The organism is Amycolatopsis sp. NBC_01307 (assembly GCF_035975215.1).
Classification (GTDB): Bacteria; Actinomycetota; Actinomycetes; order Mycobacteriales; family Pseudonocardiaceae; genus Amycolatopsis.
On the sequence record NZ_CP108403.1, the window covers coordinates 1,488,639 to 1,514,932 of the forward strand.

A 26,294-nucleotide genomic window follows, 5' to 3' on the forward strand; every position below is an offset into this window, starting at 1 on the left:
GCCGGACGCGGGGGCGGGTGTCCAGAATGCCCGCATGACAGCGTGGACGGACGAAGTCCGGACCGACGAAGCCCGGCCGGCGGTCGAGCTGACCGTGGCCGTCCGGATCCGCATCGACCCGGGGCACGCGGCCGGCCTCACCGCGCGGCTGCTGGAGTCCTTTGAGGACACTCTCGGCGTCCGGTTCGACGAGCGCCCGGACGCACAGGTGGTGGACCTGGCGACCCGCCGCCCGGCCGTCCGGATCGAGGCGGGCTCGCGACGGGTCCTGGTCCGTGGGACAGCGCTGGAGCTGACGCGGCTGGAGTTCGAGCTGCTGCTGTTCCTGGGCCGCCACCCGGACGTGGTGTTCAGCCGCCGCACCCTGCTGACGGAGGTCTGGGGCGTGCCCCACCACGGCGGCGAGCGCACGGTGGACGTCCACGTCCGCAAGCTGCGCCACAAGTTCGAGCCGGAGCCGGCCCCGATCACGACGGTCCGCGGGGTCGGCTACCGCTTCGACAGCTCCGCGGAGGTCATCGTGGTGTGAAGTGTGGTGGCTGTAGCGCCGTGACCTCCGGGACCGGGCCCTCGAACCGCTCGATCTCCACCGCCGCGTGCTGGCCCGCGCAGCCCTGCGACAGCCGGGACGACGGGATGTCCGCCGTCAGGACGTTCGGGTTGCCGTGGGCGCACAGCGGGCCCGTGGGGTGGTTCTCGACCGGGTCGAACCACGCTCCCGTCGGGAGCTGGACCACGCCCGGGCGCAGGGCGTCGTCCAGGACCGCGCCCGCCAGGCACGCGCCGCGCTTGTTGAACACCCGGACCACGTCGCCCGTGACGATGCCCCGTGCCTCGGCGTCGGACGGGTTGAGGCGGATCGCCTCGCGGCCCGCCACCTTGCCCGCGCGGCTGACGTCGCCGCCGTCGAGCTGGCTGTGCAGGCGCGTGTGCGGCTGGTTCGCGATCAAGCACAACGGCCCGGATTCCCGTGGTGGCAACCAGACCGGGTGCCCGGGGCAGTCGTCGTACCCGAAGCCGGCCACGACGGCCGACGTGATCTCGATCCGGCCGCTGGGGGTCTTCAGCGGGTGGGCGACCGGGTCGGCGCGGAAGTCCGCCAGCAGCGTGTGGTGCGTCGGCCCCGGCGGGAGCCGCAGTTCGCCGGCCGACCAGAACTCGGCGAACGGCGGCGCACCGGAAGAAAGCCGCCAGCCCTCGTAGAGGTGTTCCAGCCATTCCCGCGGCGAGCGTCCTTCGGTGAAGGAAGCGGCGACGCCGAGCCGGGCCGCGAGACCCGCGAAGATCGCGTAGTCGTCACGCGCTTGCCCGGCGGGCTCGGCGATCCGGTGCATCGCGATCAGGTGCGTGTCACGGCGCCCGGACCCCAGGTCCTCGCGCTCCAGCGTCGTCGTGACCGGCAGGACGACGTCGGCGTGGCGGGCGGTGGCCGTCCAGAACGGTTCGTGCACCACCACCGTGTCCGGCCGGGTGAACGCGCGCCGCAGCCGGTTGAGGTCCTGGTGGTGGTGGAACGGGTTGCCGCCCGCCCAGTAGACGAGCCGGGTGTCCGGGTACCGCCGGACCTCGCCGTTGTAGTCGTAGGCCGCACCGGGGTGCAGCAGCAGGTCCGCGATCCGGGCGACCGGGATGAACTCCTTCACCGGGTTGACGCCCCGGGGCAGGTACGGCGTCCGGACCTCCGGGCCGGTGTCGCCGACGTCGCCCATCGAGCCGTAGCCGTGGCCGAACCCGCCGCCCGGCAGGCCGATCTGCCCGAGCATCGCGGCCAGGGTGATCCCCGCCCACACCGGCTGCTCGCCGTGCTCGATGCGCTGCAGCGACCACGTCACCGTGACCAGCGTCCGGTGCGCGGCCATCTCCCGGGCGAGCGCGACGATGTCGGCGGCGGGAATCCCGGTGATCCCGCTCGCCCACCGCGCGTCCTTGCCGGTGTCCAGCAGGTACCGTTCGAAGGTCGCGTACCCGACGCAGTACCGGGCCAAGAAGTCCCGGTCGTGCAAGCCTTCGACGACCAACGTGTGTGCGAGACCCAGCATCAACGCCGTGTCCGTCGCCGGCCGGATCGGGTACCAGCGGGCGTCCACTGTGGACGCTAGGTCGTCGCGCAGCGGGCTCACGAGCGCGACCCGGGCGCCCAGCCGGGCGAGGTGTCCGGGCGTCCCGTGCTCGGTGACGCCGCCGGGCGTGACGAACACGTTCTTCTCCGGCACCCCGCCGAAGGCCACGATCAGCTCGGTGTGCTCGGCGATCGTCGGCCAGCTCGACGCCTGGCGCAGCACGGCGTGCGCGTCACCGACGACGTGCGGCAGCAGCACGGTCGACGTCCCGTTGCTGTAGCTCTCGCGGGACGACGTGTAGCCGCCGATCGTGGTGAGGAACCGGTGCAGCTGGCTCTGCGCGTGGTGGAACCGCCCGGCGCTGGCCCAGCCGTACGAGCCGCCGAAGATCGCCTGGCTGCCGTGCTCGCCCCGGACGCGGTCGAGCTCGGCGGCGAGCCGGTCGAGGACCTCGTCCCACGGCACCTCGACGAACTCGTCGCGCCCGCGCCGCTCATCGGGTCCGGGACCGTCTTCCAGCCAGCCGCGGCGCACCGCGGGCCGGGTGACGCGGGTCGGGTGGTCCAGCGCCGCGGCCAGGTTGCCCAGCAGCGGTGACGGCGCCGGGTCGGCCGGGTGCGGGACCACCCGCAGCCGGCCGCCGGTCACCTCGGCGGAGAACGCACCCCAGTGCGACGTGCTCGGCCTCATGCCCCGACGGTAACGGCGTCGGCGCGCTCGCGGACCAACCGCACGAGCGTGCCGTAGTCCCGCGCGTCGGCCAGCGGCGAGAACCCGCGGATCAGCAGCGTGCCGACACCGAGCCGGAGGTAGTCCAGCAGCGAGTCCGCGACCTGCTCGTAGCTGCCGACCAGCGCGGTGGAGTTCCCGGCCGCGCCGGTCGTCTTGGCCACCGCCGTCCACAGCCGCTCGTCGTGGACCTCGCCAGTCGCCGCGGCTTCGAGCAGCCGCTGCGAGCCGACGGCGGCGGTGGAGTCGCGGACGCCCTTGAACTCGCTGACGCGGTCCTGGGTGAGCCGCAGGATGTCGCGGGCCCGGTCCCAGGCCTCGGCTTCGGTCGCCGCCGGGATCGGGCGGAGGCTGACGCTGAACGCCGGGGTGCGCCCGTGCGGCGCGGCGGCGGTCCGCACCTCTTCGATGCGCTGGGCGATCCCGGCCAGGGGCTCGCCCCAGAAGGCGTAGACGTCGGCGTGCTTCGCGCCGACGCGGATGGCGTCGCCCGACGCGCCGCCGAAGTAGACCGGGATGCCGGCGTCCGGGCGGACGTCCGAACGCGCGCCGCGGACCTGGTAGAACTCGCCTTCGTGGTCGAACGGCTCGGCCGAGTCCCACGTCTTCCGCACCACGGACAGGAAGTCGTCGGTGCGACGGTAGCGGGTGGGCTTGTCGGTGAAGTCGCCGTCGCGGGCCTGATCGGCGTCGTCGCCGCCGGTGATCACGTGCAGGGCGATCCGGCCGGGGTGGAACGCGTCGAGCGTGGCGAACTTGCGGGCCAGCTGGGTGGGCGCGACGAAGCCGGGCCGGTGGGCGAGCAGCACGCCGAGCCGCTCGGTGGCGGCGAGCACCTGGTCGGCGAGCACGAACCCGTCCGGGCTGCTGGCGGACTGGGCGATCAGCACGCGGTCGAAGCCGGCGGCCTCGTGGGCGCGGGCGACCTCGCGCAGGTAGCCGGGCTGGATGACCGGGCCCTCGGGCGCGACGATCTCGCTGGCCTGGCGGCCGGCGGCGTAGCCGATGAATTCGACGCTCACGGGGTCTCCTGTCCTAAGGCGCGGGCGGTGGCGAAGATGTCGCCCATCCGCCAGCTCTCGTTCGGGTGGGTGCGGCGCGCCCGGCCCCAGCCGGAGTCGCGCCGGTACTGGGCGGGCCAGTCCGTGCCCCGGACGGCTTCTTCGTCCGCCGACACCGGCGTCCGGCAGTCGGGGTCGACGAACAGCGCGTCGACCGGGCAGTACAGCTCGCACAGGAAGCACGTCTGGCAGTCGGATTGGCGGGCGATGACGGGTGGTGCGTCGGGGACGGCGTCGAAGACGTCGGTCGGGCAGACCTGCACGCACTTGTCGCACTCGATGCACCGGTCGGCGAGGACCAGTTCGATCACGCGACGGCCTCCTTCCAGGCGGGGTCGTCGGTGCGCCAGTGCATGCCCCGGGTCTCGGGCCGGCGCAGGGCCGCCTTCTTGACCCAGCGGCCCATGGCCACCAGCGACGCGGTTTCGCGGGCCGTGACGGCGTCGCGGCCGGTTCCGGTCAGGCCGCCCTCGACGATCGTCCACAAGGGATCCAATGTGGACAGAGAGGCACGGAGACCCGGCTCGTCCCGGAACATGTTCTTGTCGTAGGCGTTCAGCTCCTCGCGCACGACGTCGACCACGCCGGCGGTGTCCACGGTGGCCGTCCGGCCGCTCGGGCGGATCCCCGCGCGGCCGACCGCGTGCAGCGGCGCCGAGCCGGCCGACCGGGCGTGCCGGACCGCGGCCCGCCCGGCCCAGGTGCCCGACGACACGGCCCACGCGGAGTTCGGCGAGCCGCCGCCGGAGATCGCGCCGACCACCGGCACCCGGCTCGCGACGTCACCCGCCGCGAACAGCCCGGGCACGTCGGTGGTGCAGTCCGGGCCGGTGACGACCAGGCCGCCGACGCCGCGGATCGTGCCTTCGCCGAGCAGCGTGACCTCGAACCGGTCGGTGTAGGGGTCGATGCCGCGCCGGGCGAAGGGCAGCAGGAAGTTCGGCTGCACCACCGGCATCTTCCGGCGCACCCACTCCGGCGTCCGGTCCAGCGTCGTGAACACCGGCCCGCGCAGCAGGGCCGCGCCGAGGACGCGGTTGCGGTCCGGGCCCGGCGGCAGCGCGATCTCGGCGCCGTCGACGTCGGTGTAGGTCCCGAAGAGGTACGACATCGACCGCGCCATCGTCGAGTACGCCGGGGCGAGGGTGTAGTAGTTCGAGAACTCCAGGCCCGACAGGCGCGCCCCGGCCTCGACGGCCATCAGGTGCCCGTCGCCGGTGTTGCCGCGCGAGCCGAGCAGGTTCGAGCGGAACGCCGTCCCGCCGGTGGCCAGCACCACCGCGCCCGCCCGGACGCGCCAGCTGCCCCCGGCCTGACGGCGTACTCCGGCCGCGCCGCCCGCCGAGCCGTCCGGGCGCAGCAGCAGTTCCAGCGCCGGGTGGTGGTCGAGGATCCGGACGCCCGCCCGGTGGATCAGCCCGCGCATCGCGCGCAGGTACTCCGGGCCGCGCACGTTGTTGGTGCGGTCGGGCTGCCCGTCGCGGACCGGGAACGGGTAGTACTTGTCCAACGTGGGCAGCCGCTCCCAGGTGGTGCGCAGGACGCGCAGCGCCTGTTCGGGGTCCGCGAGCCCGCCGGCGTGCGCGTGCCGTTGCGCGACCGCCTCTTCGTGGCGCTCCGGCGGCACGAACCAGTGCGTCACCCCGGCCGTGGCGGTGACGCCGCTGGTGCCGCAGTATCCCTTGTCCGCGAGGACGACGGCCCCGCCGGCCTGGGCCGCGGCCAAGGCGGTCCAGGTCGCGGCGAGGCCCCCGCCGACGACGAGCACGTCGGCGGCGAGATCGAGGTCGCCGCTCATCGCGACTCCGCCAGCTCGGCGTCGGCAGCGACGCCGAGCTCGGCGAGCAGCCGGTAGCGCAGCTGCTCGAACTCGGGGTTGCGGCGGGTGCGTTCGCCGTCGAAGGCGACGCGGTGTTCGGCGGCGAGCCGGCCTTCGCGCAGCGCGACGACGCGGTCGGCGAGCAGGATCGCCTCGTCGACGTCGTGGGTGACCAGCAGGACAGCCGGGCGGTGGACGGCGACCAGCCGCCGGACCAGGGCGTGCATCTTGATCCGGGTCAGCGCGTCGAGGGCGGCGAACGGCTCGTCGAGCAGCAGCAGGCGCGGCTCGCGGACCAGCGCCCTGGCGAGGGCGACGCGCTGGGCCTCACCGCCGGACAGCGTCGCGGGCCAGGCGTCGGCGTGCCCGGTCAGGCCGACCTCGGCCAGCGCCCGGGTCGCGGCGTCACGCGCCCCGGCGCGGGGGAGGCCGACCGCCACGTTCTGCCACACCGGCCGCCACGGCAGCAGCCGGTGCTCCTGGAACACCACCGCCCGCTCGGGCGGCGCGGCCAGGTCGCCGCCGTCGGGCTCGTCGAGCCCGGCCAGCAGCCGCAGCAACGTCGTCTTGCCGCAGCCGCTTTCGCCGATCAGCGCGACGAACTCGCCGGGCGCGATGTCGAGGTCGAGTCCGTTGAGGACGGTCCGGTCGCCGAAGCTCTTGGTCAGCGCGCGCACGCGCACGGCGGTGCTCACAGCTTCGCCGAGTGGTCGGCGACGGTGATCGGGCCGGTGAGGATCTTGCGCTGGGTCAGCCAGTCCGCGCCGCGCTGCAGCTGCGCGATGCCGTCGTCGTCGACGAACTTCAGCTTCGTCTGGACGTTGTGCGACGCCATCTTGTCCAGCACCGCCTGCGGGTAGTGGGAGACGGCGTTGCCGATGTCCAGGGACTGCTTGTAGTTCTGGTTCTGCCAGTCCTGGTCGGCCTGGAACGCCTTGATCACCTTGCGGATCGTGTCGGCGTTCTGCTCGGCGTACTCGCGGCGGACGAGGTAGCTGGTGAAGTCGATCTGGAAGTCCAGCTCGTCGCCGTCGACGAAGATGGCCTTGGCGCCGTACTGCACCTCGGCGATCTCGCGGAAGCCCTGCCAGATGGCCCAGGCGTCGATCTTCCCGGCGCCGAACGCGGCGGACGCCTCGGGCGGGTTGAGGTAGGTGACCTTCACGGACTCGCGTGGCACTTGGTACTTCTCCAGCGCGGCAACAAGAAGGAACTCGCCGAGCCCGGCTTTGTTGACCGCGACGGTCTTGCCGACGAGGTCCGTGACCTTCCGGATCCCCGTGTTCGCCCCGGCGACGATCGCCGTGGTGCGCGGGGTGGACGCGGCCCAGGCGACGTAGACGAGGTCGGCGCCGGAGAGGATCGCCTGGTCGGCGGGGGTGGTGCTGCCGCCGAAGCTGAAGTCCGCGGTGCCGCCGACGACGGCCTGCAGCGTCGGCGCGTGGTTGGGGAACGGCCCGACCCACTCGACCGTGAGGCCCTGGTCCTTGAGCGTCTTCTCCAGCACGCCGCGGGCCTTGGGCAGCGAGATCGTGCTGTAGGTCAGCCGGACCTTGCCCTGGGTGGCGCCGCCGGCCGAGCCGGTGGCGCACGCGGCGAGCGGAGCGGCTACGGCGGCCAGACCGGCCGCGGTCAGGAAGGTGCGTCGGGAAAGCGTCATGGCGGATTCCTCAGGCGGTCAGGCGGGCGTAGGTGGGGTGCCAGCGCAGCAGGCGGCGTTCGAGCAGCCGGGTGACGAGGTCGCAGAGGATCCCGATCACGGCGTAGATGATCACGACGAGGACGATCACGTCGGTCTGCAGGAACTCCCGGGCGTTGGTGGCCATGAACCCGAGCCCGGCGTCGGCGCCGAGGGTTTCGGCGATGACCAGGGCGAGCCAGGCCGCGGTGAGCGACAGCCGCAGCCCGCCCAGGATCGAGGGCAGCGCGCCGGGCAGGACCACCCAGCGGATCTGCGCCGTGCGGCCGAGGCCGACGACGTCGGTCATCTCCAGCAGCTTCGGGTCGATCTGGCGGATGCCGAGCACGGTCGTCAGGTAGAGCGGGACGGCGGAGCCCAGCGAGATCAGGAAGATCTTCCCGGCCTCGCCGATCCCGAACCAGACGATGACCAGCGGCAGGATGGCCAGGAACGGGACCGCGCGCACCATCTGGATGCTGCGGTCGAGCAGCGCTTCGGCCACTTTGGACAGTCCGACGAGCAGCCCGAGCGCGACGCCGGTGCTCGCTCCGATGGCGAACCCGGTGGCCGAGCGCTGCAGGCTGGCCAGCAGGTTCGTCGTGAGCTCGCCGTCGGCGAGCAGGTCGCCGGCCTTGGCCAGGACGCTGCTCGGCGCCGGGAGTACCTGTTTCGGCAGGACGCCCAGCCGCGCCAGCAGTTCCCAGAGCGCGAGCACGGCGACCGGCGTCAGCCACGACGCGGCGCGGTACGGGAACCCGCGGCTGCGGGCGCGCGTACTCGCCGGAAGCGCCGCCGACGGGACGACCACGGCGCGCGTCACCGCGGATCGATCCCGGAGTCGATGTACTTGCTCAAGTCCTTGCCACCCGGGAACAACCCCTGCTGGACCCAGGTGTCGTACGTCTTCTGCAGCTGGCCGGCGAGCGCGGCGTCGACCGGGATGCGCTGGTAGGTCGTCTCGTCCGGGCGTACCTGGGTCGCCACGGCCAGGGGCTGGTGCGCGAACCCGGCGTACCACTTGTCGAACGCGTCGGGGTTGTCCTTGGACCAGGCGTAGCCCTTGTCGACGCGGCTCGCGAAGTCCTGGATCGCGGTGCGCTTGCGCGGGTCGGCGAGCGCGGTGTCGGTGGCGGACAGGACGTTGAGGCCGCTGTTGATGCCCGCGCCGTCGGACAGCACGCGCGCGCCGAGCTCGCCGCGGGCGCGGGCGGCGTAGACGCTCCAGGTGGCCCAGGCGTCGATGCTGCCGGTCGCGAAGGCGGAGTTCGCCTCGGTCGGGGCGAGGAAGTTGAGCGTGACGTCCTTGTCGGAGAGCCCGGCCTGCTTCAGCGCGCCGATCACGAGGTAGTGCGCGACGCTGCCGCGGGTGGTCGGGGAGACCCGCTTGCCCTTGAGGCCGGCGAGGGTGCGGATCGGGCTGTCCTTCGGCACCAGGATGTAGGTGCCCCTGCCGCCGTTGCTCCAGGCCGCGGCGACCTTGATCTTCGAGCCGCCGGCGATCGCGGTGACGGTGGGGGAGTCGTTGGCGCCGCCGATGTCGATCGCGTCGGCGCGCAGGGCCTCGTGCAGGTTGACGGCCGCGGCGAACTGCGACCACTCGATCTTGTACGGCAGGTTGTCGAGCAGGCCGGCGGCCTTCAGCCGGGACTGCGTGGCGCCGGTCTGGTCGCCGACGCGCAGCACCACCTCACCGGAAGCGTCCGATGTGGACGATCCGCACGCGGTGAGCGTGGCGAGGCCGAGCAGGGCGGCCAGCAGTAGCAGCGCGAGCCGGGGTTTCGAAGGCATGCGGGAACTCCCCAAAACGGTGTCGCCGGAGGAAAAGCCGGTGGCGCGGACCAAATGGTCACCGGCATGTGTCTATTCTGCTCGGCGGCCGGGGAGAGTCAACGCTCCCGGGCGGGTTCCCACGAGCCGGGAAAGCTCTACAGTGGACAGTCGAGCGTGCCGCCGCCGGCCGCGCGCACGGCGTCGGCGTACTCCCGCAGCGGACGCCAGCCGGGCACGACGAACCGGCCGCCGGGGCCGGCGAAGGTCAGCGTCGGCAGGGCGTAGCGGACGTGGTGCTCGAGGTGCTTCGCGCGGCCGCTGTGCGGTCCGGGCGCGGTGATGTCGAGGACTTCCGGGCACGGGTTCCGGGTTTCACGCCAGTCTTCGCGCACGGCCCGGCGGACGGCGTCGCTCAGCATGGCCGCGTGCAACGCCGCGAGGTCGAGGCCGGGGACACCGTTGACGGCGGCGAGCACGCGATCGGTTTCGTCGGCCGGGGTGCCGAGGACGAACGTCGTCTCGCGCAGCCGGCTCAGGACGTCGTCGGCGACGGTTTCCCCTTGGGCCTCCGCGGCTTTCGCCGCGAGGGAAGCCGGCCAGCTCGTCCGCGCCACCCAAGCCAGGTGCGGCGCCTTCGGAGCGCCCGTGTGCTCGGTGACGCCGTCGATGAACTTCGCGTACCAGGCGGCCTCGGCGGCCGGATCCGGCGCCGGGTCCTCGTCGTCGTCGAAGAGGATGCCGAACACCCGGCGCCACCGGGCGCCGGGGAGGTTTCCGCGCAGCCAGCGGAACTTCGGCTCCGAACCCCACGCCCACGGGCAGGCGGGGTCGGTGTACTCGACGACTTCGAGCGCCACGGGTCAATCCGTGGGGACGTCGACCGGGGACCAGAGACTCGGCAGGTTGACCACGATGCCTTCCTGGCTGCTGCGCGCGATGATCACGACCGCCTCTTCGTCGGTCGGGTTCTCCTCGCGGTGTGGCACGTACGGCGGCACGAAGATGTAGTCGCCGGGCCCGGTCTCCAGGCGGATTTCCTCGTCACCGTCGGCGAAGACGAACACCGGGTGGCCGGACTTGACGTAGATCGCCGTCTCGGCTTCGCCGTGGTGGTGGTCGCCGGAGTTGGTCACCGGCGCGACGTGCGTCTCGCCCATCCAGACCTTCTGCGACCCGACGGTCTTGCCGGAGATCGCCTCCAGGCGCTTCATCCCGGTGGTCTGGTCGGTGTCGCCGGTGAGGTCCGCGCCGCGGATGTGGCGCAGGGGCTGGTGCCAGAGGTCGGTCATCGGGGTCCCTTCAGGTGACGGCTTCGGCGGCCGCGTCGGTGAGCAGGTCGGCGATGGTCGTCGCGCGCAGGATGGCGGCCAGGCCGGCCTCGAGCCCGGACCAGAACGGCGTGAGCCCGGCGGCCGTCCCGTGGTAGGCCAGCGCCGGGCGCGGCTCGCCGCGCACGCTCAGGAACTCGCCGTCGACCGCGACGACGGCGTCCCGCACGGTGATCTCCGCGGCGGCCCTGGCCAGCCAGTAGCCGCCCTCGCAGCCGCGCTGGCTGCGGACCAGCCCGGCCTGGCGCAGGTCGCGCAGCACGGCCTTGATGAACCGCGCCGGGATGTCCTGGGTGGACGCGACGGCTTCGCAGGTGATCGGCCGCGTGGTGTCCGCGGCGAGCTCCAGCAGGACCCTGATCGCGTAGTCCGCCCTGGCCGAGATGCGCATGCCCGCCATCATCCCCGGACCAGCGCCGGTGTGCCCGTTCCGGCCCGCAGCCATTCCAGGAACTGGACGATCTCGGCCGCGACGCTGCGGTGGTCGACGTCGTTGAGCACGTCGTGCCGGCCCCCGCCGACGAGCACGAACCGGCTCTCCGGCAGCTTCGCCGCGTACGCCCGCGCGGCCTCGGGGCCGGCGACCTTGTCGGCCTCGCCGTGCAGGAGCAGGACGGGCACCGCGGGCTCCGCGAGCGGGCTCGCGACGGGCGTGTGCAGCTCGCCGCGGGCGAACCGGTCGTCGGCGTCGAGCAGGGCGCGGTGGACCGGGCACGCGGTCCGCGCGTCCAGCTCGTCGTCCCAGCCGGTGGAACCGCCGAGCGGGAGCCCGCTGGCGATCACCGCGTCGACCGGCAGTTTCGCGGCGAGGTCGAGGGCCCGGATCGCACCGGTGTCGTGGCCGAGCAGCACGACGGGACCCGGGCCCGCCGTGACCTTCACCGGGAGGTCGGCTTCGGGCACGGTGACGCGGTAGCCGTCGAAGGCGAGCCGCGTGCCGAGCCGGGCGTAGTGCGCGGGGTGCTCGCCCCGCCCGGGCAGCAGCGCGACCGTGCCGCGGACCGGGACGCCCTCGGCCGGGGCCCAGCGGATCGCTTCGGCCAGGGTCATACGGCGGCCGCCGCGGCCGGCTGCCGCCCGCGGCGGGCGAGCTCCGAACGGACCAGCGGCAGCAGGTGCCTGCCGTAGTCGATCGTGTCGTCCAGCGGGTCGTAGCCGCGGATCAGCAGCGTGGTGACGCCGATGTCGACGTAGTCCAGCAGCGCCTTGGCCACCGTTTCGGGGGTGCCGACGAGCGCGGTGGAGTTGCCCGCGGCGCCGGTCGCCGTGGCCGTGGGTGTCCACAGTGCACGGTCGTGGCGGTCGGCTTTCGCGGCCGCGGCCAGGAGCCGGACGCTGCCGACGTTGGTCGGCGTGCCGCCGTCACGCCACTCGCGGGCCGCCTTCGCCGCGCCGGAGGCGGTGATGGTGTCGAGGATCCGCTGCGCGCGTTCCCAGGCGAGGTCCTCGGTGGGGCCGAGGATCGGGCGGAACGACACGCTGATCCCGGGGAGGGTGTGCCGGCCGGCGGCCTTGGCCGCGGCGCGGACGGCGGCGATCTGCTCGGCCGTCTCCTTCAGGGGCTCGCCCCAAAGTGCGAAGACGTCGGCGTGCTTGCCGCCGACCCGGTAGGCGGCTGCCGAGGAACCGCCGAAGTACACCGGGATCCGCGGGTTCTGCAGCGGCCGGACCTGCGGGGTGTAGTCGTCGAGCCGGTAGTGCTTGCCGTGGTGGGAGAACGCGTCGCCCGACGTCCAGGAGCGCTTGAGGATCTCCAGGTACTCGTCGGTGCGCTCGTAGCGCTCGTCCTTGCCGAGGTAGTCGCCGTCGCGGGCCTGCTCGACGTCGCTGCCGCCGGTGATGGTGTGCACGGCGACGCGGCCGCCGCTGAAGTGGTCGAGGGTGGCGAACGCGCGCGCCGCGAGCGTCGGCGCGACGAACCCGGGGCGGTGGGCGATGAGCAGGCCGAGGCGCTCGGTGTGGGCGGCCGCGTAGGCCGCCACCTGCTGGCCTTCCGGCCAGCCCGCGCCGTAGCCGATCAGCACGCGGTCGAAGCCGCCGTCCTCGTGGGCGCGGGCGAACCGCCGGACGTAGGCCGGGTCGATGACCGGCCCCTTGGCCGGCCGGGTCTCGCTCGCGTCCCGGGTGCCGATCATGCCGACGAACTCGACGGGCATCTGCTTTCCTTTCGCCGCAAGACAAACGCAGGCGTCAGGGAACGGCACGAGCACCGCTGCTGTCAATTGGTCATCTCCAGGTGTCCAATTGCTGGACGCTACTGGTCTTCGCTGCGCCGGGCGGCTTATCGTCTCGCCGCACCCGACCCCTCCGGAGGAACTCGTGACCACGAGCGTCGCCACCGTGCCCGCGCCCGACCTGGCCGCGTTGCCCTCGATCGTCGCCGGGCTGGCCGCGCGCGCCGGCGAGCACGACCGCGAGGCGACGTTCCCGCACGAGGGCGTCGACCTGGTGCACGCGGCGGGATTGCTGACGACGACCGTGCACCCGCGTTACGGCGGCCCGGGCGCGGGCGTGCTCGACACGGCGAGGCTGCTGGCCGAACTCGGCCGCGGCGACCCGTCGGTCGCGCTGGTCACGGCGATGACGTTGTTCGTCCACGCCGGCCAGGCGACCGCGCCGTCGTGGCCCGACGACGTCTACCGCGAGGTGCTGGCGGAGTCGGCGGAGCGGCCGGTGCTGATCAACGCGCTGCGCGTCGAGCCCGAACTGGGCTCACCGACCCGCGGCGGCCTGCCGGCGACGATCGCCCGCCGTACAGCGGACGGCTGGCGCCTGACCGGCCGCAAGATCTACTCGACGGGCTCGGTCGGCTTGCGCTGGATGATCGTCTGGGCCCGCACCGACGAGCCTGAACCCCGCGTCGGCGGCTTCCTGATCCGCGCGGACGCCCCGGGCATCACGATCGAGCCGACGTGGGACCACCTGGGCCTGCGAGCGAGCGCGAGCCACGACGTCGTGTTCACGGACGTCCCGGTACCTTCCGGTGCCACGGCCGGACTGTCCACACCGGACACCCAGCGGCCGCCGGTGCTCACGTTTCCGTTGGCCCTCCCGGCGCTTTACCTCGGCGTCGCCCGCAACGCTCTCGAGTGGCTCACGGGGTTCCTGCGCGAACGCGTCCCGAGCGGGCTGGGCAAGCCGCTGTCGACGCTGCCGCGGTTCCAGACCGGGGTGGGGGAGATCGCCGCCCGGATCGCGGGCGCGCAGGAGATCCTCTTCGGCCTGGCCGCCCGGGTGGACGAGGGTGCTCCCGACGCCATCGCCCACGCGGGTGTGGCCAAGGTGCTGGCGACCCGGTTGCTCATCGAGGCGGTCGAGCAGGCGGTGGCGCTGGCGGGAAACCCCGGCCTGACGCACGGGAACCCGTTGCAGCGGCACTACCGCGACGTGCTGTGCAGCCGCGTCCACACGCCGCAGGACGACGCGGTGCTGACCGGGCTGGGCCGCTCGATCCTGGGCTGAACCCTCGGCGCGACCGTCGTCCCGAGCGCGTGAGCGCGCTCAGCTCAGTGCGACCCGCGCCCACACGGTCTTGCGGCCGTCGCGGATCTGCTGGCCCCAGCCCGCGCTGACCGACTTGACCAGCTGCAGCCCGAGGCCACCGTCGGGGATGGCCGGGCGGGTGCTCTCGTCGACGACCTCGAGCAGCGCGTGCTCCTCGTCGACGGTCAGCCCGATCCGGCGGCGGCCGGCGCCGTGGAGCAGCGCGTTCGAGGCGAGCTCGTCCAGCACGAGCAGCACGTCGACGACGCGGTCCTGGTCGATGCCCGGCAGCTGGCCCTCCAGCACGGCGCGGGTCCACTGGTGCGCCTGCGGCAGGTCGTCCCGGTCGGTCAGGCTCATGTCGCAGTGCACCGCGGCCTGGGCGGTGAGTGGGCTTTCGTACCTGTCGTCGGACGTCACCCGGGTCCCCCTCGTGGTTCGGCAACGCCGGGAGGTACCCACTCCGCGGCCGGTTCAAGCACGCCGGTTCGCCCGGCGTGCCCGAACCGGTTCGTCACGTCAGCAGCCAGCGGTACCAGTCGGTGTCGTAGCGGGTGCCGATCGTCTGCTTGAGGAAGGTGCGCGCGGCCGTCCAGGCGCCGGTCCGGTAGTAGCCGAGCAGCTTGGTGACGTCGGCCGGGTGGTTCTCGACCATGTACCAGACCGCCAGGTAGCCCCACACGTACGTGCGGGTCTGGTCGTTGCCGGGCGCGTTGTCGAAGACCGTGCTCAGCGCGTACGTCCGCCTCGGCGCTTCGGTGGCGGCCTGGCTGTTGAAGACGCCGCGGTTGCCGTAGCCGACGTACTCGGCCAGCCCCTCGATCCACCACTGCGTCGGCGTGGCGATGTTGGCCTGGTAGTCGCCGTACAGGTCGAACCGGCCGTCGAGGTAGTGGGTGTACTCGTGGTTGAGGTTCTTGATCTCGAACGCGGGCTTCGTGTCGTCGCGGTAGGCGACGAACCGGGCCTGGTTGCCCGTCGCGGCCGGGTTGCCCTCGAGGTAGACGCCGCCGTTGTCGGTGCTGACGCCGAACATCGACGGCGCGTAGTACTGGTAGTCGGCCCGCGAGTTGAAGACGTCGACCTCCAGCGACGTGTTCTGGTCGCCGGCCACCGGCCCGCTGTCGCTCACCAGCCGGTGGAAGTAGCCGTCCTGCCCGGTGAGGCTCGTGCAGGTCGCGGACAGCTGGGCGGCCGTCATGGCCTGGGCGCGGATCCGCAGCGACGTCGTGCAGGAGCGGGTCACCGGCAGGACGTCCACGGCGGCCTTCGCCGGTGCCACCGCGGTGCCGATGTCGGCGGCCGGGCCGAACGGGTGGGCCGCGGTGGTGGTGGCCGGGACGCCGGGCCGGGCGGTGAGGCTCGACGCCGGCGGAGCCGTGACGAGCGTGAGGGTCGCGCACAGGGCGAGGGTGGGGACGGCGGCGCGTTTCAGGCCGAGGCCCAGTGCCATGCGTTTCATGGACGTGCTCCAAGAGGAGAAGGGGAGGAGAGGGAGTGCGGTGCCCGGCTCGGGACCGGGCACCGCACCCGGGCACGGATCGCGGTGACGTCGTCGTGCCGGCAGGTCCGGGGCCGCCCGGTCGCGGATCGGGGGGACGGGGTCTTCCGCCGGCCCCGGGACGCTGCGGGACCGATCCTGAACCGCCGTCCGGCCGGTGACCATGCGCGCCGGCGGAACTACGGATACCCAATCAATTCCCCGCCTTTCGTTCGGTGCGCGGGTGTCGCGGCCGATCTAGGCTGCGCCGATGAGCCCGCCCACGGCGCCGGGCGACCTCGTGGCCGAGGCCGTGCGGCGGACCCTCGCCGGGGACCAGGCCCGGCCGCTGCTGCTGCACGTCACCGGGGCCGCGGGCACGGGCAAGACCGTCCGGGCCGCGGGCCTGGTCGCTCTCGCGCGCGCCGCGCCGGTGTCGTCGCTGGACCTGTCGTTCACCTCGGCCGGGAGCCTCGTCGTGCGGTCCGCGTCCGGCGTCGGCCCGCCGCCCGACCCGGCGCTGCGCGACGACGTCCGGGAGTGGCGCGACCGGCTGGCGCGCGAGGTGCCCGCGCTGCTGGTGGTGGAGGACGTCCAGCGGGCGCCGGCCGGGTTCGTGGCGCTGGTGCGCGACTGGGTGGAACGCGCGCGCGGCGGCTGCGTCACGGTCGTCACCGCGCGTCCGGAGGAACTCGCGGACCCCGCGCTGCCGCTGGGCGCGGGACTCGCGCCGCCGTCGGCCGTCGTGGTGCGCCACGAGCACCTGGCCGGCTGGGACGGCGACCGCGTCCGCGACGTCGTGCTCGACCGGCTGGGCCCGCAGCGCTGCTCGCGCCAGGTCGTGGCGCGGATCGCGGGGCTCTCCGGCGGCAACCCGCAGGTGGTGGCCGACCTGCTCGACCTGCTGGTCGACGCCGGCGCACCGGGGGAGCCGTTCTCGCTCGCCGACGTCGACGCGGCCGGCGTCCCGGCCCGGCTGGCGCAGCTGACGGCCGGCCGGCTGGCGGCGCTGTCGCCGGACGCCCGGGCCGTGACCGCGGTGTCTGCCGTGCTCGGCGGCCCGGCGAGCGGCGCGGACCTGGGCAGCGCGGCCGGTCTCGCGCCCGGCGACGGCGAGCGGGCGGTCGCCGAGGCCGTGGCCGCCGCGCTGCTCACCGAAGACGAGCGTGGCTCGTGCGACTTCGCCGTCCCGCTCGCCGCGGCCGCCGTGCGCGCGCGGCTGGGCGGGGCGCAGCGGCGGCGGCTGCACCTGCGGGCGGCGGACGTCCTGTGCCGGCGACGGCCGGTGCCGTGGGTGCACGTCGCCGAGCACCGGCGCCGGGGCGCGTCCCCGCGGGGCTGGCTGCGCGCGGTCGAACGCGCCGCGAGCGACCCGGCCGCGTTCGGCGACCCCGAGTCGGTGATCGACACCGTGCGGCCGGTGCTCGCGTCCACGGAGATCGCCGAGGACGTGCGGGCCCGGCTGGCGCTGCGGGTGTCGCGCAACGCCGTGCTGACGCTGCCGTCGCCACGCACGGTGGCCGTGCTGCGGGAGATCGTCGGGCAGACGGGCCTCGCGCCGGGCGTGCGCGGCGAGATCCGCCTCGAACTGGGGCTGCTGCTGCACAACCAGCTCAACCAGGCCGAGGGCCGCGCCGAGCTGGAACGGGCCGCGGCGGAGCTGCGGGACCGGCCGGCGCTGCTCGTGCGGGCCATGACGGCGCTCGCCAACCCGTTCCAGGCCGGTGCCGCCCGCGCCGACCACGAGACCTGGCTGGCCCGCGCGGAGGACGTTGCCACCCGGGCCGGTGACGAGACGTCGCGGGCGGCGGTGGAGTCGACGCGGATCACCCTGGATGTGGCGTGCGGGCGGCGGTGCCCCGGCCGGCCACGGGCGCCGCGGGCGGAGTTCGAGGTGCGGCACAACGAATACCTCGCACGGGGCTTGACGAACACCGCCGTCGCCGCGGTCTTCGCGGGCCGCTTCCGCGGCGCCGGGGCGCTGCTGGACCGGGCGCGGCAGTGCTCGGCCGTGCTGGGTTCGCCGTTCCTGGAACAGTGCGACCGCGGCACCGGGCTGTTGTTCGACTTCGAGCGCGGCGCGTGGGACGGGCTCGCCGACCGGAGCCGGCGCAGCCTGTCGGACGCGGGTGTCCAGGCCGACGCGCGGCTGGTGCTGGTCCAGCTGGCCCTCGCCCGGGGTGACTGGGCGGAAGCCGAGGAGATCTGGCCCGCGCGGGGCGGGTTCGCGTTCGTGCCGTACGACGCGACGGCGATCGCGGCGCGGGCGCGCATGGACCTGGCCCAGGGCCGGACGGCCGAAGCCGTGACGGCGGTGGAGGAAGCCTGGGAGTCGATCGCGGCGAAGGACATCTGGGTCTGGGCGGCCCGCCTGGCCCCGGCGGCCGTGCAGGCGTGGCTCGCCGCCGGCCACCACGACCGGGCCGTCGCGGCGGTGGCGCAGTTCGGCCGGGGCCTGCGCGGCCACGACAGCCCGGCGGCGGCCGCCGCACTGCTGTGGACCCGGGCCCTCTTGGCCGACCACACGGACGATCCGGCCGCGAGCGGCCTGTACGAGCGAGCGTCGGCCCTGTTCGCGCGCCTGCCCGCGCCCTACCCGGCGGCCCTGACGCAGGAGGGCGCCGGCCGGTTCGCCCCGGCGTTGGACACGTTCACCCGCCTCGGTGCGGCGTGGGACGCCACCCGCGTCCGCGGCCGCCTGAGGGCGGCCGAGGTCCCGCCGGGCCGCCACCGAGGCCGCCCGTCCTACCACGACGGTCTTTCCCCGCGAGAGCACGAAATAGCCGAGCTGGCGGCGGGCGGCCTGACGAACCGGGCGATCGCGGAGACGCTGCACCTGTCCCAGCGAACGGTGGAGCACCACGTGGCCCGCGCGATGCAGAAGACGGGAGTGCGATCGCGGCGGGCATTGCTCGGCGAGGCACCCGCCTGACGTTGACGCCTGTATGCGGCTTCGGTGCGGGGCTCGGGATTCGCCCCAATGTGGCCTTCGGTGTGTCTGACGCACCCAAGGCGGCCCGGGCCGCGTCGCGGAGGCGGGACCCGCGCCTGACAACGTCCGCGTGGTGGACAGAAAATCGGTCATCGACCACCAAACCGGCGCGAAACCACCGCAAGTGCGGGTTACTTCCCGTCCAGATCGTGAGACAGTGGGGCGATCACCGCGAACTTCCTTAAGGTCCCTGATCGTCACTCGATCGGCTGAACTTGAAGGTGCTGTGGCCAACCCTCCGCCGACACCCGCCAGCGGTGTCTCGCCCGTCGCGGCGCGTTCCCTGCCGTCCGCTGTGTGGCGTGCCGTCCGTTCCGGGTGGTGGACCTCCACCTGTGCGGTCCTGATCGTCCTCATCGTGCTGCTCGCCGCCGCGGCCGATCTGTTCGTGCTGGCCGAAGGGCAGAGCCTGAACCCGGACATCGCCACCCTCGGCCCGACCGGGCTGCCCGCCGGGACGCTCGGCGGCGTCAGTGGCGCGCACTGGTTCGGGGTCGAGCCGCTGACCGGTGTCGACCTCTTCGCGCTCGCCGCCCACGGCGCGCGGACGTCGCTGCTCGTCGGGCTCGGCGCCACCGTGCTGGCCACCGCGCTCGGTGTCGTGATCGGCGTCAGCGCCGGGTACCTCGGCGGCTGGTGGGACCGGCTGGTCACCTGGACCGCCGACGTCATCCTCGGCTTCCCGTACCTGATCTTCATGATCGCGCTCGGCGCGGTGCTGCCGGTCGACTTCCCGCGGCAGTTCACGCTGGTCGTCGTCCTCGGGCTCTTCGGCTGGCCGCGCGTCGCGCGGATCGTCCGGTCCCAGGCCCTCACCCTCGGCAAACGCGACTTCGTCGCCGCGGCGCGGGTGATGGGCGGCGGGCCGTGGCACGTGTTCACCAAGGAACTGCTGCCCAACCTGTGGGCGCCGATCATCGTCGTGGCCAGCCTGTCCATCCCGTCGATGATCGGCAGCGAAGCCGCGCTGTCGTTCCTCGGCGTCGGCGTGCTGCCGCCGACCCCGAGCTGGGGCCGCACGATCAGCACGGCCATCGACTTCTTCGAGACGGACCCGATGTACCTCGTCTTCCCCGGCCTGCTGCTGTTCCTGATCACGCTGGCGTTCAACGTCGTCGGCGACGCCATCCGCGACGCGCTCGACCCGCGGTCCGGGGGCGCGGCCTGATGCGCACCGCCCGCTTCGTCGCGACCCGGTTCGCCGGGATGCTGCTGGTCCTGTTCGTCGTCGCCTTCGTGACGTTCGTGGTCTTCTACGTCCTGCCCGCCGACCCGGCCCGGATGGCCTGCGGCCGCCCGTGCTCGCCGGAGAGCCTCGCGATGGCGCGGGAGTTCATGGGCTACAACAGCCCGTGGTACCAGCAGTTCTTCGACTTCCTCGGCGGCATCTTCGGCGGCCGCACGTTCGGCACCGGCGTCTCCGCGATCCACTGCACCGCACCGTGTTTCGGTTACGACTTCCAGAACAGCGTCGACGTCCTCAGCGAGATCGGCGGCCGGATCGGGGTCAGCTTCTCGGTGGCGCTGGGCGCGGCCGTGATCTGGATCGTCCTCGGCGTCGGGCTCGGCGTGCTTTCGGCGCTGCGCCGCGGGTCCGCCGTCGACCGGATCACGATGGCCGCCGCGATGGCCGGGGTGTCCATGCCCGCCTACCTGGCCGGGATGATCGGCATCACGATCTTCGCGTTCGCTCTCGACGTCGTGCCGAAGAACGGGTACGTGCCGCTGACCGAGGATCCCGCGCAGTGGGCGTGGCACCTCGTGCTGCCGTGGCTGGTGCTCGCGTTCCTGCACGCCGCGATCTACGCCCGGCTGACCCGCGGGCAGATGCTGGAGACCCTCGGCGAGGACTACATCCGCACCGCGCGGGCGAAGGGCCTCACCGAGCGCAAGGTGGTGGGCCGGCACGCGCTGCGCAACGTCCTGCTGCCCGTGGTGACGGTGTTCGGCGTCGACCTCGGCGCTTTGCTGGCCGGCACGGTGATCACCGAGCGGATCTTCGGCATGGCCGGGGTCGGGCGGCTGCTGGTCGACGCGATCGCGTCGCTCAACCTCCCGGTGCTGCTGGGCGTGACGCTGTTTTCCGCGCTGCTGGTGACTTTCCTGAACTTCCTGGTCGATCTTTGTTATGGCGCGCTCGATCCGCGAGCCCGCCTCGTCTGAAGGGGAATCGATGAAACGGGGACATGGGCAGCTTTTCGGGGGCTCCGGGTGGCGGAGCCCCCGGCTCGGGGCGAAGCCCCGGTTGTCACAGCTGCGGTTTGCCGCGGGGGTGAGCGCCGCCGTCCTGCTGCTGACGGCGTGCGGGGCCAACGACACGCCCGCCACCCAAGGCGGTTCCGTCAAGCCGGGCGGGGACCTGGTCCTGCTCAACGACGCGCCGTCGATCACCTGGGACCCGGCGAAGAGCTCCAACCTCGTCGTGACCACGCTCGGGCTGGTCCACCGGCGGCTGACGTCGTGGGACGTCGCGCCGGGCAAGGACACCACGGTCGTGCCGGACCTGGCCACCGACACCGGGCGCCCCAGCGACGGCGGCAAGACGTGGACGTTCACCCTCAAGGACGGCCTGAAGTACAGCGACGGCACGCCGATCAAGTCCGAGGACGTCAAGTGGGGCCTGGAGCGTTCGTTCGCGCCCGCGTTCTCCGGTGGCCTGTCCTACCACAAGGACCTGCTTTCGCCGGGCCTGGCGTACAAGGGCCCGTTCGACGGCGGCAAGGAGCTGGACTCCATCCAGACGCCCGACGCCAAGACGATCGTCTTCCACCTCGCCCGCGCGTACGGCGACTGGAACTGGGTCGCCAGCACCCCGGCGTTCTCGCCGGTGCCGAAGGGCAAGGGCGCCGAGGCGAACTACGGTGACCACTCGATCGCGTCCGGCCCGTACCAGATCCAGAGCTACGAGCGCGGCAAGTCCGCGAAGCTGGTCCGCAACCCGAACTGGGACCGCGCGACCGACCCGACGCGCAAGGCGAACGCCGACACCGTCGACTTCGAGCTCGGGCAGGACACCAGCGTCATCTCCAAGCGCCTGATCGACGACACGGGCAAGGACCGCAACGCCTTCGGCATGTCCTTCGCCTCGCCGGCCCAGCTGGCGCAGATCCAGGGCAGCCCGTCGGCCAAGGCCCGGCTCGTCACGTCGGAATCCGGGGCGCTGTCGTACCTTTCGCTCAACACCCAGCGCGGCAAGCTGGTGGACCCGAAGGTGCGCCAGGCGTTCCAGTACGCCGTCGACAAGGCCGCCTACCAGGTGGCCAGCGCGGGCAACGCCCAGCTCGCCGGCGACGTCGCCACGACGCTGATCACGCCCGGCCTGCAGGGCCGCGAACAGTACGACCTCTACCCGGCGCCGCCGTCCGGTGATCCGGCGAAGGCCAAGCAGCTGCTCGCGGACGCGGGCCTGCCCAACGGGCTCGACGGCCTGGTTCTCGCCACGCACAACGAGAACGGCTACCCGGAGAAGGCCGCGGCGATCCAGGCGTCGCTGGCGCGGGCCGGCATCAAGGTGACGATCAAGCCGCTCGACGAGGACACCTACACGTCCGAAGTGGACACCAAGGGCCTGTCGGACTACGACCTGACGCTCACCTCGTGGCAGCCGGACATCCCGTCGGCCAACGCGAACATCCAGCCGCTGTTCCAGTCGACCGAGATCGGCAACGGCGGGTACAACGAGTCGCGCTACAGCAACCCCGACGTCGACCGCCTGATCGCCGAGGCGCAGGCCACCATCGACCCGGCCGAGGCCGGCAAGAAGTGGGCGGCGCTGGACAAGAAGATCCTCGCCGACTCGCCGGTGGTCCCGTTGCTCTACAACCGCAACTCGTTCCTGCACGGGTCGAACGTCGGCGACGTCGAGATCGGCAAGTTCCCGGCCTACGTCGACTACCGCAAGTTCGGGATCGTCCAGTGACCGGAGCCGGACTCCTCAGGCTGCATGACGTGGCGGTCTCCTTCGGGGACGTCGAAGCCGTCCGCGGGGTCGGCTACGAGGTCCACGCGGGCGAGGTCGTCGCGGTGGTCGGGGAGTCCGGCTCGGGCAAGACGGTCACCGCGATGTCCCTGCTCGGTCTGCTCCCGCCCACGGCGAAGGTGTCCGGACGCGCGGAGCTGGCCGGGCGCGATCTCTACGCCATGGCCCCGGCCGAGCTGCGGGAGGTTCGCGGCGGCGACGTCGGCATGGTGTTCCAGGAGCCGATGAGCGCGCTCAACCCGGTGTTCACCATCGGCGACCAGCTCGTCGAGGCGATCCGCACGCACCAGCCGCTGACCCCCGCGGCGGCCCGCGAACGGGCGATCGAGCTGTTCGGCCTGGTCGGGCTGCCCGCGCCCCGCGAGCGGTTCCGCTCCTACCCGCACGAGCTGTCCGGCGGGCAGCTGCAGCGCGTCGTCATCGCCATGGCCGTGGCCAACGACCCGAAGCTGCTGATCGCCGACGAGCCGACCACGGCCCTGGACGTCACCGTCCAGGCCGAGATCCTCGAGCTGCTGCGGGACCTGCGCTCCCGGCTCGGCACGGCGATCCTGCTCATCACGCACGACATGGGCGTGGTCGCCGACCTCGCCGACCGGGTCGTGGTGATGCACGACGGCGTCGTCGTCGAGCAGGGCGACGTCCGGACGGTCTTCACCGCGCCCGCCGAGGCCTACACGCGCCAGCTGCTCGGCTCGGTCGTCTCGCTGAGCACCGCGGCGACGACCGGCCTCCAGCGGGCGCTGGCGGCCGACATCGAGATCTCGCCGGGGCACGTCGCGGCGGCCGAACACCCGGCGGTGGCGTCGGTTCCGGACGTCCCGGCCGAGAAACCGTTGCTGCGCGTGGAAGATCTCGCCGTCACCTACCGCGGCCGGTTCCGGGCGATGGCCGTCCACGCCGCCGAAGGCGTGAGCCTGCACGTCGAGCCGGGGGAGGTCCTCGGCCTGGTCGGCGAGTCCGGTTCGGGGAAGAGCACGGTCGCCCGCGCGGTCACCGGCCTGCTCGCGCCGACGGCCGGGGCGGTCCACATCGGCGACGTCGACATCACCCGGGCGCGCGGCCGGGCCGCGAAGGCGTTGCGGCGGCGCATCGGCGTCGTGTTCCAGGACCCGCTGTCCTCGCTCAACCCGCGCACGACGGTGGGGGAGAGCGTCGCGACGCCGTTGCGGCTGCACAAGGCGGTGCCGTCGTCCCAAGTGGACGGACGGGTCGCCGAGCTGCTGTCGGCGGTCCAGCTGTCGCCGTCCCTGCGCACGCGTTACCCGCACGAGCTGTCCGGTGGGCAGCGCCAGCGCGCCTGCATCGCGCGGGCGCTGGCGCTGCGCCCGGACCTGCTGGTCGCCGACGAGCCGACGTCTGCCCTCGACGTCACCATCCAGGCCCGCATCCTGGACCTGCTGCGCGAGCTGCGGCACGAGTTCGGGTTCGCATGCCTGTTCATCAGCCACGACCTCGCGGTGATCGAGCAGCTGGCCGACCGCGTCGCGGTGATGCACCGCGGCCACGTCGTCGAGCAGGGCCCGACCAAGGAGGTCTTGACGGCACCGGCACACGCCTACACGCGCCGGCTGCTGTCGGCGGCGCCGGTGGCCGACCCGGACGCGCAACGGCTGCGCCGGGAAGCCTGGCGGCAGCTACGCTAGATCCAAGTGCTCCCGCAGCGTCGTCCCTTCGTATTCCGTGCGGTACACGCCGCGGTCCTGCAATTCCGGGACCAGCCGGTCGACGATGTCGTCCAGGGCGGCCGGGACCAGGTGGGGGCTGATGTTGAAGCCGTCGACCGCGCGGGTGCGGACGTAGCGCGCCCATTCGTCCGCGACCTGGCCCGGCGTGCCGACGAAGCCGTGCTGGCGTGGCTGGACCTCCAGGACGAGCTGGTGGATGGACAGCTTCTTCGCCTCGGCCAGCTCGCGCCACTGCCGGATCCGGTCGAGCTTGCCGGTGCGGTCGGCGATCGAGATCGTGCCGCGGGACGGGTCCAGCTCACCGTCGCTCGGCTCGACGTCGGGGAGCGGGCCGTGCGGGTCGTAGCCCGACAGGTCCCGGCCCCAGTACTGCTCCAGGAACGCGACCGCGCGCTGCGGCGAGATCTGCCGGCGCCGGATGTCCTCCGCGCGCTCCGCCGCGTCCGCCGGGGTGTCGCCCAGGACGACCGTCGCCCCGGGCAGGATCCGGACGGCGTCGGCCGGGCGGCCGTGGCGGGCTAGCCGGGCACGCAGGTCCTCGGCGTAGGCGAGCGCCTTGTCGTAGGCCGTGTTGGCCGAGAAGACGACGTCCGCGTACTTCGCCGCGAGTTCCCGGCCGCCGGCGGAGTCCCCGGCCTGGAACAGCACCGGCCGGCCCTGCGGGCTCGGCGGCACGGTCGGCGTCGCCCGCAGGCCGACGAGGTCCGTGTGCCGGGCGACCGGGCCGGTCGCCGACCACAGCGCGAGGGCCGCTTCGACGAACTGTTCCGCCCGCTCGTAGCGGCGGTCGTGGTCGAGCCAGCCGCCGCGGCGGAAGTTGGCGCCGGTCCAGGCGTTGTCCGTGGTGACGATGTTCCAGCCTGCCCGGCCGGCGGAGAGGAAGTCCAATGTGGACAGCCGGCGGGCGAGGTCGGCCGGGAAGTTGTACGTCGTGTTCTGCGTCGCCACCAGGCCGATCCGGCTCGTCGCCGCGGCGAGCGCGCTCAGCTGGGTGATCGCGTCCGGGCGGCCGGCGACGTCCAGCGCGTGCACCCGGCCGCGGTTCTCCCGCACCCGCAGGCCTTCGCCGAGGAAGAAGGCGTCGAACAGGCCCCGCTCCAGGGTCCGCGCGACCGACACGTAGGTCTCGATCGCGGTGTGGTCCGCGTTCGCCGGGTCGTCCCACAGGAACTGCGGGCCGACGCCGGTGTAGAACACCCCGAGGTGCAGCCGGGCGCTCATGCGGCACCCGCCGCGAACACGCTCGCCGGGCGCGGCAGGCCGAGCGACGCGCGCAGCGTCGCCCCGGGTTCCGGCGGGACGAGCAGATTTTCCTTGCGCAAGGCCGGAAGCACCTCCTCGATCAGCCGGGGAAGGTCCGTCGTGTGCAGCCGGACGCCGTCGACGCTCGTGGCCAGCCAGCCCAGCAGCTCGGTCAGGCCGGCCGCGGATCCGGTGTAGCGCAGCCGATCGTGCGGCCGGCGGCCGGCGGGCACATCGGTGTCGAGCAGGACCTCCACCTCGGCGAAGACGAGCGGCGCGCCGGACTCGCGGGCCCGCTGGGCGCGGCGCCGGACGTCCTCGAGTCCCGTGCCGCCGATCAGCACGACGTCGGGGCGCACCGCCTCCGCGAGGTCGTCGGGCGCGAGCACGACCGGCCGCCCCTGCGGCGGCCGCGGCGTGATCAGCGGGCCCTTGACCGAAAACGTGGCGCCGGTGAAGTCGACGTGGTGCACCCGGTCCGGGTCGAGGTAGCGGCCGGTCGCGACGTCCTTGACGACGGCGTCGTCGTCCCAGGAATCCCACAGCCGCCGCACGGCTTCGACGACGTCGGCGGCTTCGCGGTGCAGCGCGGCCGGGTCGAGCTTGCTCCCGCCGATCGTGGCGAGGGCTTCGGCGGAGCCGTCCGCGGCGACGATCCAGGCGGCGCGGCCGCGGGAAGCGTGGTCGAGGCTCGCGAGCTGGGCGGCCAGGTGGAACGGCTCGGCCGTCGTGACGTTCGACGTCGCCGCGAGCCCGACCCGGTCGGTCAGGGTCGAGACGTAGGCGGCGCGGCCGGTGGCGTCGAGCCGGAAACCGCCGCCGGGCGGGAGCGGCGAGTCGTCGAAGGTGACCAGCGAGAAGCCGCTGGATTCGGCGGCGGTGACGGCGTCGGCCAGTGCGCGCGGAGACACCCGCGCGCCGTCGCCGTCGAGTTCCACCGCGAGGTGCAGGCTGGTCATGAACCCCCCTTTTCGTTCCCTTC

At 73.3% G+C, this 26,294-nt stretch carries 24 protein-coding genes; 7 read left to right on the forward strand and 17 right to left on the reverse strand.

From position 1 onward, the window contains the following. Window positions 1-34: 34 nt before the first annotated feature. Window positions 35-529, forward strand: coding sequence for a winged helix-turn-helix domain-containing protein (locus OG439_RS06235; RefSeq protein ID WP_326948393.1), 495 nt, complete (start codon window positions 35-37; stop codon window positions 527-529). On the opposite strand, the gene OG439_RS06240 is transcribed toward OG439_RS06235, so the two are convergent. The 13 genes from OG439_RS06240 to OG439_RS06300 form a co-directional block, all read right to left on the reverse strand. Then, on the reverse strand, window positions 516-2,750 hold the full coding sequence (locus tag OG439_RS06240; protein ID WP_326948394.1) for a molybdopterin-dependent oxidoreductase: 2,235 nt from the start codon (window positions 2,748-2,750) through the stop codon (window positions 516-518). The genes OG439_RS06235 and OG439_RS06240 overlap by 14 nt on opposite strands. Continuing rightward, window positions 2,747-3,811 (reverse strand): LLM class flavin-dependent oxidoreductase, encoded by a 1,065-nt coding sequence (locus OG439_RS06245; protein ID WP_326948395.1) that lies wholly within the window; start codon window positions 3,809-3,811, stop codon window positions 2,747-2,749. The genes OG439_RS06240 and OG439_RS06245 overlap by 4 nt, the downstream gene beginning before the upstream one ends. After that, complete coding sequence (locus tag OG439_RS06250) at window positions 3,808-4,161, reverse strand: ferredoxin family protein (protein WP_326948396.1); 354 nt, start codon at window positions 4,159-4,161, stop codon at window positions 3,808-3,810. Before OG439_RS06250 ends, OG439_RS06245 begins: the two co-directional genes overlap by 4 nt. Next, window positions 4,158-5,648, reverse strand: coding sequence for an FAD-binding protein (locus OG439_RS06255; RefSeq protein ID WP_326948397.1), 1,491 nt, complete (start codon window positions 5,646-5,648; stop codon window positions 4,158-4,160). The genes OG439_RS06250 and OG439_RS06255 overlap by 4 nt, the downstream gene beginning before the upstream one ends. Beyond that, window positions 5,645-6,364, reverse strand: coding sequence for an ABC transporter ATP-binding protein (locus tag OG439_RS06260; RefSeq protein WP_326948398.1), 720 nt, complete (start codon window positions 6,362-6,364; stop codon window positions 5,645-5,647). The genes OG439_RS06255 and OG439_RS06260 overlap by 4 nt, the downstream gene beginning before the upstream one ends. After that, window positions 6,361-7,329, reverse strand: coding sequence for an NrtA/SsuA/CpmA family ABC transporter substrate-binding protein (locus OG439_RS06265; RefSeq protein ID WP_326948399.1), 969 nt, complete (start codon window positions 7,327-7,329; stop codon window positions 6,361-6,363). Before OG439_RS06265 ends, OG439_RS06260 begins: the two co-directional genes overlap by 4 nt. A gap of 10 nt (window positions 7,330-7,339) precedes the next feature. Further along, window positions 7,340-8,170, reverse strand: a complete 831-nt coding sequence (locus tag OG439_RS06270) for an ABC transporter permease subunit (RefSeq protein ID WP_326948400.1) — start codon at window positions 8,168-8,170, stop codon at window positions 7,340-7,342. After that, window positions 8,167-9,138 carry an ABC transporter substrate-binding protein gene (locus OG439_RS06275; RefSeq protein ID WP_326948401.1) on the reverse strand — a complete coding sequence of 324 codons (972 nt, stop codon included), beginning with the start codon at window positions 9,136-9,138 and terminating at the stop codon, window positions 8,167-8,169. Before OG439_RS06275 ends, OG439_RS06270 begins: the two co-directional genes overlap by 4 nt. Window positions 9,139-9,275: 137 nt before the next feature. Further along, entirely contained in the window at window positions 9,276-9,977 is a 702-nt protein-coding gene (locus OG439_RS06280) for a DsbA family protein (RefSeq protein ID WP_326948402.1), read from the reverse strand. Between the two features lie 3 nt (window positions 9,978-9,980). Continuing rightward, window positions 9,981-10,409, reverse strand: a complete 429-nt coding sequence (locus OG439_RS06285; RefSeq protein WP_326948403.1) for a cupin domain-containing protein — start codon at window positions 10,407-10,409, stop codon at window positions 9,981-9,983. 10 nt (window positions 10,410-10,419) lie between these two features. Then, the gene (locus OG439_RS06290) at window positions 10,420-10,839 is read right to left on the reverse strand and encodes an RrF2 family transcriptional regulator (protein ID WP_326948404.1); all 420 of its coding nucleotides are present in this window, start codon (window positions 10,837-10,839) and stop codon (window positions 10,420-10,422) included. An 8-nt stretch (window positions 10,840-10,847) separates the two neighbouring features. Next, the gene (locus OG439_RS06295; RefSeq protein WP_326948405.1) at window positions 10,848-11,498 is read right to left on the reverse strand and encodes an alpha/beta hydrolase; all 651 of its coding nucleotides are present in this window, start codon (window positions 11,496-11,498) and stop codon (window positions 10,848-10,850) included. Next, entirely contained in the window at window positions 11,495-12,604 is a 1,110-nt protein-coding gene (locus OG439_RS06300) for an LLM class flavin-dependent oxidoreductase (RefSeq protein WP_326948406.1), read from the reverse strand. Before OG439_RS06300 ends, OG439_RS06295 begins: the two co-directional genes overlap by 4 nt. 163 nt (window positions 12,605-12,767) lie before the next feature. Here OG439_RS06300 and OG439_RS06305 point away from each other — a divergent pair, with 163 nt between their 5' ends. Next, complete coding sequence (locus tag OG439_RS06305; protein ID WP_326948407.1) at window positions 12,768-13,910, forward strand: acyl-CoA dehydrogenase family protein; 1,143 nt, start codon at window positions 12,768-12,770, stop codon at window positions 13,908-13,910. Window positions 13,911-13,949: 39 nt separating this feature from the next. Here the strand turns inward: OG439_RS06305 and OG439_RS06310 are convergent, their stop codons facing one another. Together OG439_RS06310 and OG439_RS06315 are read right to left on the reverse strand one after the other, a co-directional pair. Then, a complete protein-coding gene (locus OG439_RS06310) occupies window positions 13,950-14,351 on the reverse strand; it encodes an ATP-binding protein (protein ID WP_326948408.1) in 402 nt (133 codons plus the stop codon). Between the two features lie 94 nt (window positions 14,352-14,445). After that, the gene (locus OG439_RS06315) at window positions 14,446-15,393 is read right to left on the reverse strand and encodes a collagenase (protein ID WP_326948409.1); all 948 of its coding nucleotides are present in this window, start codon (window positions 15,391-15,393) and stop codon (window positions 14,446-14,448) included. Window positions 15,394-15,682: 289 nt separating this feature from the next. On the opposite strand from OG439_RS06315, the gene OG439_RS06320 reads away from it, so the two are divergent. The 5 genes from OG439_RS06320 to OG439_RS06340 all read left to right on the forward strand — a co-directional run bounded on the left by OG439_RS06320 (window position 15,683) and on the right by OG439_RS06340 (window position 24,028). Next, on the forward strand, window positions 15,683-18,343 hold the full coding sequence (locus tag OG439_RS06320; RefSeq protein WP_326948410.1) for a LuxR C-terminal-related transcriptional regulator: 2,661 nt from the start codon (window positions 15,683-15,685) through the stop codon (window positions 18,341-18,343). A 286-nt stretch (window positions 18,344-18,629) separates the two neighbouring features. Beyond that, window positions 18,630-19,571: an ABC transporter permease gene (locus tag OG439_RS06325; protein WP_442792285.1), complete on the forward strand. Its 942-nt coding sequence runs from the start codon at window positions 18,630-18,632 to the stop codon at window positions 19,569-19,571. Next, window positions 19,571-20,566: an ABC transporter permease gene (locus OG439_RS06330; protein ID WP_326948411.1), complete on the forward strand. Its 996-nt coding sequence runs from the start codon at window positions 19,571-19,573 to the stop codon at window positions 20,564-20,566. Before OG439_RS06325 ends, OG439_RS06330 begins: the two co-directional genes overlap by 1 nt. 109 nt (window positions 20,567-20,675) lie before the next feature. Further along, window positions 20,676-22,322 carry an ABC transporter substrate-binding protein gene (locus tag OG439_RS06335; RefSeq protein ID WP_326948412.1) on the forward strand — a complete coding sequence of 549 codons (1,647 nt, stop codon included), beginning with the start codon at window positions 20,676-20,678 and terminating at the stop codon, window positions 22,320-22,322. Continuing rightward, complete coding sequence (locus OG439_RS06340) at window positions 22,319-24,028, forward strand: ABC transporter ATP-binding protein (RefSeq protein ID WP_326948413.1); 1,710 nt, start codon at window positions 22,319-22,321, stop codon at window positions 24,026-24,028. The genes OG439_RS06335 and OG439_RS06340 overlap by 4 nt, the downstream gene beginning before the upstream one ends. Here the strand turns inward: OG439_RS06340 and OG439_RS06345 are convergent. Together OG439_RS06345 and OG439_RS06350 are read right to left on the reverse strand one after the other, a co-directional pair. Then, a complete protein-coding gene (locus OG439_RS06345; protein WP_326948414.1) occupies window positions 24,020-25,291 on the reverse strand; it encodes an LLM class flavin-dependent oxidoreductase in 1,272 nt (423 codons plus the stop codon). The two genes, OG439_RS06340 and OG439_RS06345, sit on opposite strands and share 9 nt — an antisense overlap. Then, a complete protein-coding gene (locus OG439_RS06350; protein ID WP_326948415.1) occupies window positions 25,288-26,271 on the reverse strand; it encodes an LLM class flavin-dependent oxidoreductase in 984 nt (327 codons plus the stop codon). Before OG439_RS06350 ends, OG439_RS06345 begins: the two co-directional genes overlap by 4 nt. Window positions 26,272-26,294 lie beyond the last annotated feature (23 nt).